Source organism: Acidiphilium sp. C61 (assembly GCF_905116885.1).
In the GTDB taxonomy this organism is placed as follows: Bacteria; Pseudomonadota; Alphaproteobacteria; order Acetobacterales; family Acetobacteraceae; genus Acidiphilium.
The window spans coordinates 2,720,763-2,736,897 of record NZ_CAJHNI010000005.1; the positions used below are offsets into that span (position 1 = coordinate 2,720,763).

Here is a 16,135-nt window from a genome sequence, read left to right on the forward strand (position 1 = left end):
TGGGGCGGCTTAGCCCGCCGCGCCGCTTTGGGCAAGTTTTCGCTCCGCCGCCGCCAGCGCCGCGCGGATGATCCCGAGCCCCTCGCGGTGCCAGCGCTGGACCGTTTTGTGATCCGCCCGCAGCACGCCGCCGAGCCGGCGCCAGGGAAACAGGTGCCGCCCGGTCAGCGGATGGGTCAGTGCCCGCGCGCCGAGAATCCGCCGCAGCACGAACCGCTCCTCCGGGATCGCGGCGAGCCAGCCGAGCGCCTCGTCCATCCGGTCGATCTCGGCACCCGAGGGGTGCGGCGGGCGAATGCGCGAGGCCTCCCAGCCATAGGCATCGAGCGCGCTGCGCACCACGTCGTAGCGGGTGATCCTGAGATGCGGCGAATAGCCCCGCTCGGGCAGCGCCAGCAGGCACGAGCCCGCCGCCTCCAGCCGTGACGCGATCGCGCCGATCGGATCCGCCGCCCCGCTGACCGCCGGGCATGGCGCAATTGCCACCATCCCGCTCGTCCCGGCGCGCAGGCCCGAGCCCAGCACCTCGCCCGCCCGTTGCGCCCGCATTGTGCTCATCGCCTTTCCTCCCGTCCGGGGGCGGCAAGGGGGACGAACGGCGTGCCCTCCAGGATCGTCCCTCGTATCAGCAACCCCCAGGAGCGCAGATGCCCGGCCGGCAGCGGCGGGCGGTTCGGCTCGTCCTCCGGCGGCGGTTTCGGCCGCGCCGCCTGGCTCGGCCCGCCGGCGGCGCAGAGCCGCCGCCCGCGCTCGATGATCGTGTTGCGCGACAGGCCGAGCACGGCGGCAATCGTCCCCCAGGTCGCCCCGTCCGCCCGCATGCGGCGGATCGTGGCATCGGCGGCGTCGGTCCAGATGCGGCGTTCAGGCATCGCTCATCTCCGTGGTGGATGAGCAGATTGTTAGTTCATTCGGTTAGTGATGTCAATAAAACTAACAAATTGAATCACGCGGCCGCATCCGGGCCTGTCGGCGGATCGCCAGCATCGCCAAGCCGAATGATCAGTCAATCATATGAAAGAATTGAAGTTATTCGCCGGCTCGCGCCGACACTTCGCCCGAGTCAGGCAGGAAAAAAAATCGCGCCCGCAGCAGCACATCGCCCTCGACCGCCGCTTGTACCGCTGCTTCGCCGTTAGTATCGCCGACAATCACCACGTCGCCCGCCCCGTCTGCCGTCCCCCGCGCACGCTCGAGAAACAGCCGCGTCAGCGCGGCAGCCACCGCGCCGCGCGGCACGCAGCACGAACACCCGATCCCATGTCCGAATCGCCGCACCGCCTCCGCCGCAAACCCACCCACGACCCGCGCGCCGGCAGGCGGCGCGAACCCCTCCTGCACCAGCACCGCATCTCCCGGCGCCACCGCCCCGCCAAACCTGATCGCGATCCGCATTCCTGCTCCGTTTTCGCTCCGGCCGCCGCCTTGCGGCACGGTCCGATCCTGCATGATCGGGTAAAGATGCTCTAACCTTCTGCGCCCTCGCCGGCAGCCGCGCCGGTCGAATCGGCGATTGTGCGACCGCCGCGCCGCCCCGGCGCCGCCGTCACCACCAGCCCGGCGATCACCAGCGCCGCCCCCGCCCAGCCCACTGCCGGCAGCCGCTCGCCGACGACAACGACCGCCAGCACCGCCGCCACCACCGGCTCGACCAGAGTGATCGTCGTCGCGACACTCACCGGGATCCGCGCCAGCCCGATGCCGAAGCAGAGATAGCCGAGAAACATCGGCACCGCCGCCATGTAAACGCCCACCGCCGCATTGCCCCATGAATCGAGAAACGCGCCGCCGGTCGCCAGCAGCACCGGCATCAGCAGCGCGCCGCCGATCCCGAACGTCGCCCCCATCGCCACCACCGAGCGGATGCCGCGCAGCATCATCCGCCGCGCGGTCCAGGCATAGAGCGCATAGGTCAGTCCGCCGACGAGGCCGAGCCCGATCCCGAGGCTGCTCCCTTCGCCCGACGCCGCCCCCGGTTCCGACAGGGCGAGCAGCGCCATGCCGGCAATCCCCGGCAGCGCCCCGGCGGCCCAGCGCGCGGAGAGCCGCGTGCCCGCGTGTGCGCGCTCGATCAGCGCCGAGAAGATCGGCGCCGAGCCGAGGGTCACCACCGTCCCCACCGCCACACCGGACAGCCGCATCGAGCTGTAGAAGGCGAGGGGATACAGCGCCACCGCGACACCCCCGGCCACGAGCAGTCCTCCGTGCCGCGCCAGCGCCGGCAGGTCGCGCAGGATGCGGGGAGCGGCGAGCAGCGCCTGCAACAGCCCGCCGATCCCCATCGCCGCGGCACCGATCGCCAGCGGCCCGACCGCGGGCGCGAAGGTCGCGGCCGTGCCGGTGGTGCCCCAGACCAGCGAGGCGAACAGCACCGCCGCCACCCCGACCGCAAAGCCGCCGTCTTGCCCAGGGGCACTGTCATTGCCGCGCACAAGCGCGCTGTGATCGCCGTGTCCGCGCGCGCCGCCGTCCCCGGCCACCGTCATCCCGCCCTCCATCCTTGCCCCGACCGCGAGGTCGTCCAATGAGGGCTATTTCCGGCCTCCGCACCGAAACCGCAATCGGGCGGACTTCATGTCGGGAATGTCGCGGCCTTCAGCAGCAGCGAGGCAGCGAGCAGCAGCATCGTGACGCCAACCACCCGGTCCAGCACCCACCATGCGGCGGGCCGGCCGAACACCGGGCGGAGCATACGCGCGCCGAAGCCGAGAGCGGCGAACCACGAGAGGCTGGCGCTCATCGCCCCGGCTGCGAAAACCGGCCGCAGCGCCACCGGCTGCGTCGCCCCGATCGCGCCGAGCAGCAGCACTGTGTCGAGATAGACATGCGGGTTGAGAAAGGTGAACCCCGCCGTCGCCAGCAGCGCCCGGCGCAGCGTCACCCGCTCGCCCGCGCCGAGATCCACCGCCGCCAGCGCCTGCCGCCGCAGCGCCGCGATGCCGTTCCAGCCGAGAAACGCCGCCCCGCCCAGCGTCAGCACCAGGGTGAAGCGCGGCGCGGCGCCGATGAACGCGCCGACCCCGCCCACCCCGGCGGCGATCAGCACCGCATCCGCGAGGGCGCAGAACGCCACCACCGCGCCCACATGCTCGCGCCGCAACCCCTGCCGCAGCACGAACAGGTTCTGCGCCCCGATCGCGATGATCAGCGCCGCCGAAGCCGCATAGCCGGCGAGAAAGGAAGCTGCATATCCGCTCATGCGTCAGCCTATGGCCGCGCCGATCAAATCAGGAAAGCTTGTTTTTCTAATGTGAACGAAGTAGCGCTTCATTCGTGCTGGATTATCCCGCCCTTGCCGCCCTGCTCGGCGTCACCCCGTCCGCGATCTCCCAGCGTGTCCGCGGTCTTGAGGAGCGGATCGGCGCGATCCTGATCATCCGCGGCCAGCCCTGCACGCCGACCGCGCTGGGCAGCCGCCTCTGCGCGCACGCCGATCGCGTCCATCTGCTCGAAGTCGATCTCGCGCCGCTCCTGCCCGAGGCGGACGCCGGCCATGCGCCCACCCTGCGCATCGCGGTCAATGCCGACAGTCTCGCCACCTGGTTCCCCGACGCCGTCGCCGGTTTCAGCCGCGACAGCCGGACCCTGCTCGACCTCGTGCTGGACGACGAATCCCACACCGCCGCCCGCCTGCGCGCCGGCGAGGTGCTCGCCGCCGTCACCGCCGATCCCGAACCCGCCCAGGGCTGCCGCACCATTCCGCTCGGCGCGATGCGCTATGCCGCCTGCGCCAGCCCCGCCTTCCTCGCCCGCTACTTTCCCGGCGGCATCACCGCCGCCACCCTGGCATCCGCTCCGCATCTGCGGTTCGACCGGCGGGACACGCTGCAAGCGCGCTGGGCCATGGCGGCGCATGGCGCCAGCCTCGCCGGCCCCACTCATTTCGTGCCCTCGGCGCATGCCTTTCTCGACCTCGCGCTGGCCGGCCTCGGCTGGGGCCTGCACCCGCTCGCGCTGGCCGCAGCGCATCTCGCCGCCGGCCGTCTCGTCGAACTGCCCCCGGCTCAGCGGCTCGACGTCGCACTCTACTGGACGGTGGCCCGCCTTCACGCTGCCCCGCTGCGCCGCCTGACCCGCGATGTCGCCGCCGCCGCCCGCCGCCATCTCGCCTGATCCCGAGCGCTGCCACGCGTAGCGGCTGTCGATTGCCAATACCAAAAAGTTACTTTAACTGCCGCGCGCATGACCGGAACGTCATCCTGCGTGCCCGCCGAATGGCTCGACCGCCATCCTCTCGTCCCGCTGCTCATCCTCGCTTTGGCCCCGCTGCTGGGCCTGCTGCCAGACTGGCTGTTCGGCCTCAGCCTGAACCCGATCTGGACGAACTCCGGTGCCGCGACCGGCAGCCTCCCCGGCCTGATCCACGGCCAGTCGATCGGCGATCCCAATATCGGCTGGACCAGTCAGGCCCTCGGCCATCTCGCTGCGGAAGACTGGCTGCACCTGCGCCTGCCCTGGTGGAACCCCGATAACGGCATCGGCCTGCCGCTCGCCGGCGAAATCCAGCCGGAGGCCTTCTTTCTGCCCTTCGTGCTGCTCCTTGCCCTGCCGGCCGGCGTCGTCTGGCTGCAAACCCTGATGCAGGCCATGGTCGGCCTCGCGACCTACGCCCTGTTCCGCCGGCTGTCCCTCGGCCGCCTCGCCGCCCTCGCCGGCGCGCTGCTCTTCGCCTTCAACTCTGTCTTTGCCTTTCCGCCACATATCGGCGAACTCTGCGCGATGCCCTTCCTGCCCATCCTCCTGCACGGCATCGAGGATGCGCGCGACGAGGCACACCCCCACCGCGCCGTCATTCTCCTCGCGCTCGGCATCGCCTTCTCGATCCTGGCCGGCTTCCCCGAGGCTGCCTATGTCAACGGCCTGTTCGCCCTCGCCTGGGCCGCCTTCCGCCTCGTCCGCGCCCCGCGCCGGGTGTGCTTTGCCCTGCGCATCGCCGCCGGCGGATTCTGCGGCCTCGCCATCGCGGCGCCGCAACTCGTCGCCTTCGCCGATGCCCTGCTCGCCAGCGGCCAACTCGGCGGCCATAATTTCGGCCTGCAAGTCATCCCCGTGCGGGGTATCGCCGGCATCCTCGTGCCCTATGTCTTCGGCCCGCTGAACGACTTGATCGGCAGCAAACCCCTCTACGACATCGCGGGTTCGACCGGACATTTCATTGGCCTGCTGCCCATCCTCGCCGCCCTGTTCGGGCTGATCGCGGCGCGCGATCGCGGCCTTGCCTGGTTCCTTGGCGGCTGGACGCTGCTCTGTCTCGGCCGCCTGTTCGGCTTCCCCCCGATCATCGCCGTCAGCCTCCTCATCCCCGGCCTGATCAAGGTCTATTTCTGGCGCTACGCGACCCCCATCTGGCTGTTGCCGATCGCGACCCTCGCCGCAAGCGGGCTTGACGCGGCCCGCTTTGCGTCATTGCCGCGCGCCCTGCCGCTGTTGGTGGTCTTCATCCTTCTGGTGCTCTCCGGCGTGCTGGCGGCGCCGTCCCTGCTGCCATGGCACCTCGCCGGCGCCGTCGCCACGATCCAGCTTGCCTGGTATCGCGCCGCCCTCGCCGCCGGCGCCGCCGGCCTGCTGCTCGCCGCCCTCGCGCTCTACGCCCTGCGCGGCGAGGCCCGGCGCCTCGCCTTCGCCGCCCTTCTCGCCACCAACGCCATCGCCCTGTTCCTCGTCCCCCGGCTCGGCAATCACCGCGCCGGCACGCTCGATACCGCGGCGATATCCTATCTCCGCACCCATCTCACCCCCGCCCGCGCCTATTCGATCGGCCCGATCTTCGCCAATTACTCCGCCTATTTCGGCTATCCCGACATCACCTACGACTACTTCCCGGCCGATCTCTCCTTCGCCCGCTACATCCACGACCATCTCGTCCCGGAGTTCTGGACCCACCGGCCGCCGCCACTCTTCCAGGTGCCCTTTGTCCCCCTCACGCCCGATATCGCGCGTGCTGAATTCCTGCGCCGCGAGCCGGCCTATGCCGCGCTTGCCATCCGCTACCTGATTGCCCCCGCATCCTTCACACCCGCGCCCACCGTCGCCTTCCCGCCGATCAGCGCCAATGCCATGGCCATTCCCCTCGCGCCCGGCCATGCGGTCACCTTCCGCGGCACCGCGTCCGCCGCGCTCGCCAAGCTCCCCGCGTTTACCCGGATCGGCATCCTCCACGGCACCTACGGCAACGCTGCCAACGGCACAGGGATCATCACGATCTGCCCCGGCGCGCCTGGCGCACCCGGCGCCGCCTGCGCGTCCGGCCGCGCGCCGATGCGCGGCTCGCCGGACAACGGGCCCTTCACGGTCAAGCTGAACCATCCGGTCCATCTGCATCAGGGCGAGGCCTTCACCATCACCTTCGCCCATCGCGGCGGCACCAATCCCGATGCCGTCTGGGCCTACATCACCAGCAGTCCCACCGCCGTCGCGATCACCCTGCCCGACGGCAAGCCGGTCCCCTTCCACACCCCGCGCCTCGTGTTCAGCGCTCCCCCGCCGCCATACCTGGTCCGTGCCTGGTCGGATAATCAGCTCAGCATCTGGCGCCTGACCAACGCCGCGCCGTTCTACACGACCGACCCGGCCTGTTCCCTCGCATCGCCCGGCACCGATCACGTGATTGCCACCTGTGCGGCGCCCGCGCGCCTGACCCGCCGCGAACTCTACGCCGCCGGCTGGCGCGCGACCGACAATGCGACACCTGTTCCGCTCACCCGCACCGGCGAGGTCTTCCAGTCCGTCCCCCTGCACAAGGGGATTAACCGTCTGCGCTTCACCTTCGCGCCGCGCTACAGCCGCTATGCCTGGATCGCCGCGTCTCTCGGCCTCCTCGCGCTCCTGGCCGAGGCGGCGCGCGGCATCGGCGCAGGAGCACGGCGTAACGCAGGGCGCTGAGCCAACCCGCCCTCCCGCCACCTGCCGCCATCTCGCATGATCCCGCCCGGCGCAACGTGCCCCCGCCGCCGCTCCGGATTGGAATTGTCGAGGCGTTACTATATCTGGTCCCATCATGACCGACATTTCACTTCTCGAAGCCCTCCGCCACCGCGTCCTCCTCTGCGACGGCGGCATGGGCTCGCGCGTCCAGGCCCTCACCCTCGACACCGAGCGCGATTACTGGGGCAAGGAAAACTGCACCGAGGTGCTGAACCTCTCCCGCCCCGACCTCGTGCGCGAAATCCATCGCGGCTACTACGAAGCCGGGGCCGACATGGTGGAGACCAACAGCTTCGGCGGCTCGCCCATCACCCTCGCCGAATTCGAGCTGGGCGACCGCGCCCGCGAGATCAACCGCATCGCCGCCGAACTCGCCCGCGAGGCCGCCGAAACCTTCGCCGACGGGCGCGACCGCTACGTGATCGGCAGCGTCGGCCCCGGCACCAAGCTGCCCACCCTCGGCAACATCGAATACGACCCGCTGGAAGCCGGCCTGGCCGAGCAGTGCCGCGGCCTGATCGAGGGCGGGGTGGACGCCATCCTGATCGAAACCTGCCAGGACACGCTGCAGATCAAGGCCGCCGTCAACGGCGCGAAGATCGCCCGTGCCGAGCTTGGGCGCGATACGCCGATCTTCGTGCAGGTCACCGTCGAGACCACCGGCACCCTGCTCGTCGGGCCGGACATCGCCGCCGCCGCCACCGTGATCCAGGCGCTCGACGTGCCGTTGATCGGCCTGAACTGCGCCACCGGCCCGCAGGAAATGGCCGAGCATGTCCGCTTCCTGTCGCAGAACTGGCCCGGCCTCATCTCGGTCCAGCCCAATGCCGGCCTGCCCGAACTGGTCGATGGCAAGACCCATTACCCGCTCTCGCCGGCCGAACTCGCCTCCTGGCTCGAACGCTTCATCCACGAGGACGGCATCAACCTCATCGGCGGCTGCTGCGGCACCTCCACCCCGCATATCGCCGCCCTCGACGCCATGCTCCGCCGCAATGGCGAGGTTCGCCCGGCACCCGTCCCGCGCAAGCCGGTCTGGATCCCCTCGGTCGCCAGCCTCTACGGCTCGACCCCGCTGCGCCAGGAAAACGCCTATTTCTCGATCGGCGAGCGCTGCAACGCCAACGGCTCCAAGAAATGGCGCGAGCTGCAGGAAAAGCACGACTGGGACGGCTGCGTCTCCATGGGCCGCGAACAGGTCGCCGAGGCCTCCAACGCGCTCGACATCTGCACCGCCTTCGTCGGCCGCGACGAACTCGGCGAAATGTCCGAAATCATCACCCGCTTCACCTCGTCGGTGAACGCGCCGCTGGTGATCGACTCCACCGAAACCCCCGTCATCGAAGCCGCCCTCAAGCTCCACGGCGGCAAGCCCATCATCAACTCGATCAATTTCGAGGATGGCGAACACATCGCCGAAGAGCGCATGGTGCTCGCCCGCAAGTTCGGCGCCGCCGTGATCGCCCTCACGATCGACGAGGTCGGCATGGCCAAGGAGCCGGCGCAGAAGCTCGAAATCGCCACCCGCCTGGTCGATTTCGCCTGCCGCAAGCACGGCCTCCCGCAATCCGACCTGCTGATCGACCCGCTCACCTTCACCGTCGCCACCGGCAACGAGGACGACCGCAAGCTCGGCCTCTGGACCCTCGAAGGCATCAAGCTGATCCGCGATGCCTTCCCCGACATCCAGATCATCCTCGGCCTGTCCAACATCTCCTTCGGCCTCAACCCCGCCGCCCGCGCGGTGCTGAACTCCGTCTTCCTCGACCACGCGGTGAAGGCCGGCATGACCGGCGCCATCGTCCATGTCTCCAAAATCCGTCCCCTGCACCTCATCCCGCCCGAGGAAGTGCAGGTCATGGAAGACCTCATCTTCGACCGCCGCCGCGAGGATTACGACCCCCTCCAGCGCGTCCTCGAAATGTTCGCCGACCGCAAGGCCGCCGACGCGGTGAAAAAGGCCAAGGCCGACACCGTCGAGGGCCGCCTGCGCGACCGTATCGTCGATGGCGACCGCAAGGGCCTCGCCGACGATCTCGACGAGGCGATGAAATCCCACCCCCCGCTCGACATCATCAACAACCTCCTGCTCGACGGCATGAAAACCGTGGGCGAGCTGTTCGGCGCCGGCAAGATGCAGCTCCCCTTCGTCCTGCAATCCGCCGAAACCATGAAAGCCGCCGTCGCCTATCTCGAACCCCACATGGAGCGCCTCGAGGGCCAGCAGAAGGGCACCATCGTCCTCGCCACCGTGAAGGGCGACGTGCACGACATCGGCAAGAACCTCGTCGACATCATCCTCACCAACAACGGTTACCGCGTCGTCAATCTCGGCATCAAGGTTCCCCTGGCGGACATGGTCGCCGCCGCGAGGGAACACCGCGCCCACGCCATCGGCATGTCCGGCCTACTGGTGAAATCCACCGTCGTCATGCGCGAAAATCTCGAGGAAATGTCCCGCCAGGGGCTCGACATCCCCGTCCTCCTCGGCGGCGCCGCGCTCACCCGCAACTATGTCGAGGAAGATTGCGTCGCCGCCTACGCCTCCGGCCGCGTTGCCTACGCCCGCGACGCCTTCGACGGCCTCCACCTGATGGACAAGGTCACCGGCAACGGGTTCGACGATTACCTCGCCGCCCTCCAGTCCAAGCGCCGCGGCAAGGCCCGCAACACCAAGCGCACCCTTGGCCAGGCCGATGCCCGCGGCTTTGCCCCGGTCGACATCTCCGCCGTCCAGATCCGCCGCCGTCGCCTCACCCGCGAAACCCCGGTGCCCACCCCGCCCTTCTGGGGCCCGAAGCTCATCGAGGCGCCGCAGAAAGCCCTCGTCCCCTACATCAACGAACGCTCCCTCTTCCAGTTCCAGTGGGGCTTCCGCAAACAGGGCAAGTCACTGGACGACTTCATGGGCTGGGCCCGCCAGGAACTCCGCCCCGTCATGAAGCGCATGCTCGACATCTGTGCTGCCGAAACCATCCTCAAGCCCCAGGCCATCTACGGCTACTGGAAGGCCGCCGGCCAGGGCAACGACCTCATCCTCTTCGCCGAGGACGGCAGCACCGAACTCGCCCGCTTCACCCTCCCGCGCCAGCCGCGCGACGACGGTGAATGCATCGCCGACTTCTTCCGCGACGTGGACGACGCTGAACGCGACGTCATCGGCCTGCAAGTCGTCACCATGGGCGAAAAAGCCTCCGACACCGCCCGCGCCTGGTTCGAGGAAAACCGCTACCAGGATTACCTCTACCTCCACGGTCTTTCCGTCGAGATGGCCGAGGCGATGGCCGAATACACCCACAAACGCATCCGCGCCGAACTCGGCTTTTCCGCCGAAGACGACCGCGACATGGAAAAAATGCTCGCCCAGTCCTACCGCGGCTCACGCTACTCGTTCGGCTACCCCGCCTGCCCGAACCTCGAAGACCAGACGATGCTGCTCCGCCTCCTCGACGCCGAGCGCATCGGCGTGTCGCTCTCGGACGAACACCAGCTCCATCCCGAACAATCCACCAGCGCCATCGTCGTCCTCAACCCCCACGCGAAGTATTTTTCGGTGTGAGGGGTCGGGCGAGAGGAGGGAAGGGGAGTAAAAGAGCTTCTTTTTGAAAAAAGAAGCAAAAACTTTTGCTCTTTTGACTTTTGGATTACTCGTCGCGCTTGGCCAGCCCTGACACGACGGCCACGAGAATCAGACCGGTCATCCAGCCGAACAGCGTCTCGAACCACACCGCGAACTGTGCAATCCGCCCGCCCCAAGTCCCGGTCTCCGGTCGCCACGTCGCCTCCTGCCCGAGATTGCCCACCGGCAGAAGCACGTTCAGCGAATAGGCCAGCGGATAGAACTGCGGATACTCAAGCCTTATTGCCTTGCAATCCGTCCACCGAACATGCGCCGGCAACCCGCACATTCCGCCATACCGTGAAAACAATGCCTGTGTGGACGGCACGAACGCGCCATCCCATCGCGCCGCGGCGAAATAGCCACCACCAAAGACAAGCCAGACAACTGTGGCAATCATCAGCAGCCTGAGCGGCCGGTATCCATACCCGACCAGCGCGCCATACCCGATATGCAGCAGCCGCGCCGTCTTCCCATAAACCGAACCGCCGACCGCACGCAGCGCCTGACCCACCGAAATCTCGGGCATCTGCCCGATCAGCCCGCACTCCCGCTTGCGCCGCTCGAATGCAATCCCGACCTCCCGGGCGGCCTCGTAATGCCCCATCTCCCGCAGCACCTTGCGGAGCTGCTGCCAGGGCTGCGGCCGGAATGTCGATCCATTGCCATCCTTGCCGCTATGCGCGCCCGGCTGCTGGTCCAGCCAGTCGATCCGCATCTTCGCGTCAGTCGGCCCGTCCCTCCGAATGCGCCGTAAACGAAGCCGTCGAGCACGACGCCTTTTGCCCATGTTTTGGAATCGTCAACGAGTCGGGAAGCCGTCGCGCTGTTCAGATCGAGGATACCTGCTTCGATCGTGACACCGTCGATCATCAATGTACCGCGGATATGGGCCTGCTGCATATCAATGGCTTTTTGCTTGCCTCGAAATTTTCCTCCGCGGCAAACGAGATCTCCCTCGATTTTCGCCCCGAGCAGCCGCACCTTGCCGGTCGCCGTGAACTTATCGTTGAGGATCACGTTACCACCGACATCGACCCCATCGGCGCTGAGGGCATCATGACCCTCATTTTGGAACGTGCCGCCGGCGCATACGAGATCGCTCCCGATTTTGGCCCCGAGCAGCCGCACCTCGCCAGTCGCCGTGAACTTATCGTTGAGGAACACGTTACCACCGACATCGACCCCATCGGCGCTGAGGGCATCATGACCCTCATTTTGGAACGTGCCGCCGGCGCATACGAGATTGCTCCCGATTTTGGCCCCGGGTAGCCGCACCTTGCCGGTCGCCGTGAACTTATCGTTGAGGAACACGGTACCACCGACATCGACCCTATCGGCGCTGAGGGCATCATGACCCTCATTTTGGAACGTGCCGCCGGCGCATACGAGATCGCTCCCGATTTTGGCTCCGAGCAGCCGCACCTCGCCAGTCGCGACGAACCCGCCCCTCAAAAACAGTGAGCCGTCGCAGGTCAGGCGATCGCCTTGCAAACCCGGCATCTTGCTGCCGGCCAAATTGAGCGAACCTCTGATCCGCGAATCACGGAAAACCGGCGCGGCCTCAAATGCGGATCCCACCATAAGGAGCCCGCCCTTGGTCTCCACCCCTTCCAGATCGAATGCCCCTTCGATCCATGCGCCCTGAAGCTGCACACCCGTCTCATGCACGGGGGCGTCTTCGTCACCGCCTAGTGCCAGAAAGCGGATGAACGTGCCCCGCAACGTCTTGGCGTCGATGGCGCTCTCCGGCCGCTCTTTACCGAAAACCGCGCCCCCTCCCGCCGCCGCGCAATCCAGCAATTTTCGCTCCGCCGTGCTGAGTTTCCCAAACTCCGCCAGCGTGCGTCCTTTTGGCCGCTTCGAGCCCTGAGCATCCGTCATCTTGGCCCACCCGTTAACACCCGGTTCCAACTATCACACCCGAACGAAATCGAAATAAAGCCCCGAAGCAGAATCGCGCCACCGTGCCCGCGCCGTATGGTCGCCCGCTTAGCCCTCGGGACCGGCACCGCACCTCGCGCCGTCGCACGCTCCGGACCCGCATCCATCGTCGGGCAGCCGGCCAGCAGGGATCAATCGGCGTTAGGAGGCTTCGGGATCACCGTTTACGGCCACCGCCAATGCTTCGGCAACTCCGGAAACCCCGCCATCCATGACGGCGTTTCCGCCATCTGGATCGCCTCGGTCGGGGGCAGAATCTCGGGGTCGTCGAACGTGCCCGTCTGCACGTCCACGCTCCCCGGAAACAGTTTTTTGCTCCGGTAGAACAATCCTGGGCCGCATCTCGGGCAGAACGAGCGCTCCACGTCGCCGGAGGAGCGATAGACCGAAACCTCGCCGCTGACCCGGAGCATCCCCTCGTCCACCACCGCCCAGCCCACCACCGGCGCCGCCGCGCAGCGCCGGCAATCGGCGCAGAAACACAGCGAATGCCGCCGGGGCCGCCCGCCGATCACATACCGCACCGCCCCGCAATGGCACCCGCCCGCAATCTCCATCGCCGCCATCAACCCACCATCCGGCCCCGCCGTCTCGCAACCCTATCCCGCCAGCCGCCCTACAAAAATCAAAATCGCCCCCACCAGACCCAAGGCAGGGCAGGGCGCCATCTCGCCTGGTCCCGCGCGCTGCCACGCGTAGCGGCTGTCGATTGCCAATACCAAAAAGTTACTTTAACTGCCGCGCGCATGACCGGAACGTCATCCTGCGTGCCCGCCGAATGGCTCGACCGCCATCCTCTCGTCCCGCTGCTCATCCTCGCTTTGGCCCCGCTGCTGGGCCTGCTGCCAGACTGGCTGTTCGGCCTCAGCCTGAACCCGATCTGGACGAACTCCGGTGCCGCGACCGGCAGCCTCCCCGGCCTGATCCACGGCCAGTCGATCGGCGATCCCAATATCGGCTGGACCAGTCAGGCCCTCGGCCATCTCGCTGCGGAAGACTGGCTGCACCTGCGCCTGCCCTGGTGGAACCCCGATAACGGCATCGGCCTGCCGCTCGCCGGCGAAATCCAGCCGGAGGCCTTCTTTCTGCCCTTCGTGCTGCTCCTTGCCCTGCCGGCCGGCGTCGTCTGGCTGCAAACCCTGATGCAGGCCATGGTCGGCCTCGCGACCTACGCCCTGTTCCGCCGGCTGTCCCTCGGCCGCCTCGCCGCCCTCGCCGGCGCGCTGCTCTTCGCCTTCAACTCTGTCTTTGCCTTTCCGCCACATATCGGCGAACTCTGCGCGATGCCCTTCCTGCCCATCCTCCTGCACGGCATCGAGGATGCGCGCGACGAGGCACACCCCCACCGCGCCGTCATTCTCCTCGCGCTCGGCATCGCCTTCTCGATCCTGGCCGGCTTCCCCGAGGCTGCCTATGTCAACGGCCTGTTCGCCCTCGCCTGGGCCGCCTTCCGCCTCGTCCGCGCCCCGCGCCGGGTGTGCTTTGCCCTGCGCATCGCCGCCGGCGGATTCTGCGGCCTCGCCATCGCGGCGCCGCAACTCGTCGCCTTCGCCGATGCCCTGCTCGCCAGCGGCCAACTCGGCGGCCATAATTTCGGCCTGCAAGTCATCCCCGTGCGGGGTATCGCCGGCATCCTCGTGCCCTATGTCTTCGGCCCGCTGAACGACTTGATCGGCAGCAAACCCCTCTACGACATCGCGGGTTCGACCGGACATTTCATTGGCCTGCTGCCCATCCTCGCCGCCCTGTTCGGGCTGATCGCGGCGCGCGATCGCGGCCTTGCCTGGTTCCTTGGCGGCTGGACGCTGCTCTGTCTCGGCCGCCTGTTCGGCTTCCCCCCGATCATCGCCGTCAGCCTCCTCATCCCCGGCCTGATCAAGGTCTATTTCTGGCGCTACGCGACCCCCATCTGGCTGTTGCCGATCGCGACCCTCGCCGCAAGCGGGCTTGACGCGGCCCGCTTTGCGTCATTGCCGCGCGCCCTGCCGCTGTTGGTGGTCTTCATCCTTCTGGTGCTCTCCGGCGTGCTGGCGGCGCCGTCCCTGCTGCCATGGCACCTCGCCGGCGCCGTCGCCACGATCCAGCTTGCCTGGTATCGCGCCGCCCTCGCCGCCGGCGCCGCCGGCCTGCTGCTCGCCGCCCTCGCGCTCTACGCCCTGCGCGGCGAGGCCCGGCGCCTCGCCTTCGCCGCCCTTCTCGCCACCAACGCCATCGCCCTGTTCCTCGTCCCCCGGCTCGGCAATCACCGCGCCGGCACGCTCGATACCGCGGCGATATCCTATCTCCGCACCCATCTCACCCCCGCCCGCGCCTATTCGATCGGCCCGATCTTCGCCAATTACTCCGCCTATTTCGGCTATCCCGACATCACCTACGACTACTTCCCGGCCGATCTCTCCTTCGCCCGCTACATCCACGACCATCTCGTCCCGGAGTTCTGGACCCACCGGCCGCCGCCACTCTTCCAGGTGCCCTTTGTCCCCCTCACGCCCGATATCGCGCGTGCTGAATTCCTGCGCCGCGAGCCGGCCTATGCCGCGCTTGCCATCCGCTACCTGATTGCCCCCGCATCCTTCACACCCGCGCCCACCGTCGCCTTCCCGCCGATCAGCGCCAATGCCATGGCCATTCCCCTCGCGCCCGGCCATGCGGTCACCTTCCGCGGCACCGCGTCCGCCGCGCTCGCCAAGCTCCCCGCGTTTACCCGGATCGGCATCCTCCACGGCACCTACGGCAACGCTGCCAACGGCACAGGGATCATCACGATCTGCCCCGGCGCGCCTGGCGCACCCGGCGCCGCCTGCGCGTCCGGCCGCGCGCCGATGCGCGGCTCGCCGGACAACGGGCCCTTCACGGTCAAGCTGAACCATCCGGTCCATCTGCATCAGGGCGAGGCCTTCACCATCACCTTCGCCCATCGCGGCGGCACCAATCCCGATGCCGTCTGGGCCTACATCACCAGCAGTCCCACCGCCGTCGCGATCACCCTGCCCGACGGCAAGCCGGTCCCCTTCCACACCCCGCGCCTCGTGTTCAGCGCTCCCCCGCCGCCATACCTGGTCCGTGCCTGGTCGGACAATCAGCTCAGCATCTGGCGCCTGACCAACGCCGCGCCGTTCTACACGACCGACCCGGCCTGTTCCCTCGCATCGCCCGGCACCGATCACGTGATTGCCACCTGTGCGGCGCCCGCGCGCCTGACCCGCCGCGAACTCTACGCCGCCGGCTGGCGCGCGACCGACAATGCGACACCTGTTCCGCTCACCCGCACCGGCGAGGTCTTCCAGTCCGTCCCCCTGCACAAGGGGATTAACCGTCTGCGCTTCACCTTCGCGCCGCGCTACAGCCGCTATGCCTGGATCGCCGCGTCTCTCGGCCTCCTCGCGCTCCTGGCCGAGGCGGCGCGCGGCATCGGCGCAGGAGCACGGCGTAACGCAGGGCGCTGAGCCAACCCGCCCTCCCGCCACCGGATTCGCTGACACTTAGTTAATTTCAATTTTTAAAAGAAATATTCGACAGAAGATATAGAGCGTCATCTGATCGGATGATGCTCTGTTTATCAGTATGGCAGAGCACGGCATCCGATCCAATCGGATCGGAAAGTGCCCTAGAGTTTGTGGGGATTTGGGATTCCCATTTGGGTGTTGC

The 16,135-nt window shown here is 67.9% G+C and carries 12 protein-coding genes; 4 read left to right on the forward strand and 8 right to left on the reverse strand.

Annotated elements, in window-relative coordinates; all coding sequences use genetic code 11:
* Positions 1-9: 9 nt before the first annotated feature.
* From HUW10_RS15625 to HUW10_RS15645, 5 genes are all read right to left on the reverse strand, one after another.
* Positions 10-558, reverse strand: coding sequence for a DUF6362 family protein (locus HUW10_RS15625; RefSeq protein WP_174504327.1), 549 nt, complete (start codon positions 556-558; stop codon positions 10-12).
* The gene (locus HUW10_RS15630; protein ID WP_174504328.1) at positions 555-872 is read right to left on the reverse strand and encodes an AsnC family protein; all 318 of its coding nucleotides are present in this window, start codon (positions 870-872) and stop codon (positions 555-557) included. The genes HUW10_RS15625 and HUW10_RS15630 overlap by 4 nt, the downstream gene beginning before the upstream one ends.
* A gap of 157 nt (positions 873-1,029) precedes the next feature.
* On the reverse strand, positions 1,030-1,395 hold the full coding sequence (locus HUW10_RS15635) for a hypothetical protein (protein WP_174504329.1): 366 nt from the start codon (positions 1,393-1,395) through the stop codon (positions 1,030-1,032).
* A gap of 71 nt (positions 1,396-1,466) precedes the next feature.
* Positions 1,467-2,525, reverse strand: coding sequence for a DMT family transporter (locus HUW10_RS15640; protein ID WP_236656439.1), 1,059 nt, complete (start codon positions 2,523-2,525; stop codon positions 1,467-1,469).
* Between the two features lie 47 nt (positions 2,526-2,572).
* Positions 2,573-3,199 carry a LysE/ArgO family amino acid transporter gene (locus HUW10_RS15645; protein ID WP_174504330.1) on the reverse strand — a complete coding sequence of 209 codons (627 nt, stop codon included), beginning with the start codon at positions 3,197-3,199 and terminating at the stop codon, positions 2,573-2,575.
* Positions 3,200-3,273: 74 nt separating this feature from the next.
* Between HUW10_RS15645 and HUW10_RS15650 the strand changes: the two genes are divergently transcribed.
* The 3 genes from HUW10_RS15650 (at position 3,274) to metH (ending at position 10,483) form a co-directional block, all read left to right on the forward strand.
* The gene (locus tag HUW10_RS15650; protein ID WP_174504331.1) at positions 3,274-4,113 is read left to right on the forward strand and encodes a LysR family transcriptional regulator ArgP; all 840 of its coding nucleotides are present in this window, start codon (positions 3,274-3,276) and stop codon (positions 4,111-4,113) included.
* A gap of 69 nt (positions 4,114-4,182) precedes the next feature.
* Positions 4,183-6,882: a hypothetical protein gene (locus HUW10_RS15655; RefSeq protein WP_174504332.1), complete on the forward strand. Its 2,700-nt coding sequence runs from the start codon at positions 4,183-4,185 to the stop codon at positions 6,880-6,882.
* Between the two features lie 115 nt (positions 6,883-6,997).
* A complete protein-coding gene (gene metH, locus HUW10_RS15660; RefSeq protein WP_174504333.1) occupies positions 6,998-10,483 on the forward strand; it encodes a methionine synthase in 3,486 nt (1,161 codons plus the stop codon).
* 85 nt (positions 10,484-10,568) lie between these two features.
* Here the strand turns inward: metH and HUW10_RS15665 are convergent, their stop codons facing one another.
* The 3 genes from HUW10_RS15665 to HUW10_RS15670 form a co-directional block, all read right to left on the reverse strand.
* Entirely contained in the window at positions 10,569-11,150 is a 582-nt protein-coding gene (locus HUW10_RS15665) for a hypothetical protein (RefSeq protein ID WP_236656440.1), read from the reverse strand.
* On the reverse strand, positions 11,081-12,427 hold the full coding sequence (locus HUW10_RS18385; RefSeq protein WP_236656442.1) for a hypothetical protein: 1,347 nt from the start codon (positions 12,425-12,427) through the stop codon (positions 11,081-11,083). The genes HUW10_RS15665 and HUW10_RS18385 overlap by 70 nt, the downstream gene beginning before the upstream one ends.
* A gap of 224 nt (positions 12,428-12,651) precedes the next feature.
* On the reverse strand, positions 12,652-13,053 hold the full coding sequence (locus HUW10_RS15670; RefSeq protein ID WP_174504334.1) for a GFA family protein: 402 nt from the start codon (positions 13,051-13,053) through the stop codon (positions 12,652-12,654).
* A gap of 180 nt (positions 13,054-13,233) precedes the next feature.
* Here HUW10_RS15670 and HUW10_RS15675 point away from each other — a divergent pair, with 180 nt between their 5' ends.
* Positions 13,234-15,933: a hypothetical protein gene (locus HUW10_RS15675; RefSeq protein ID WP_174504332.1), complete on the forward strand. Its 2,700-nt coding sequence runs from the start codon at positions 13,234-13,236 to the stop codon at positions 15,931-15,933.
* Positions 15,934-16,135: the final 202 nt, after the last annotated feature.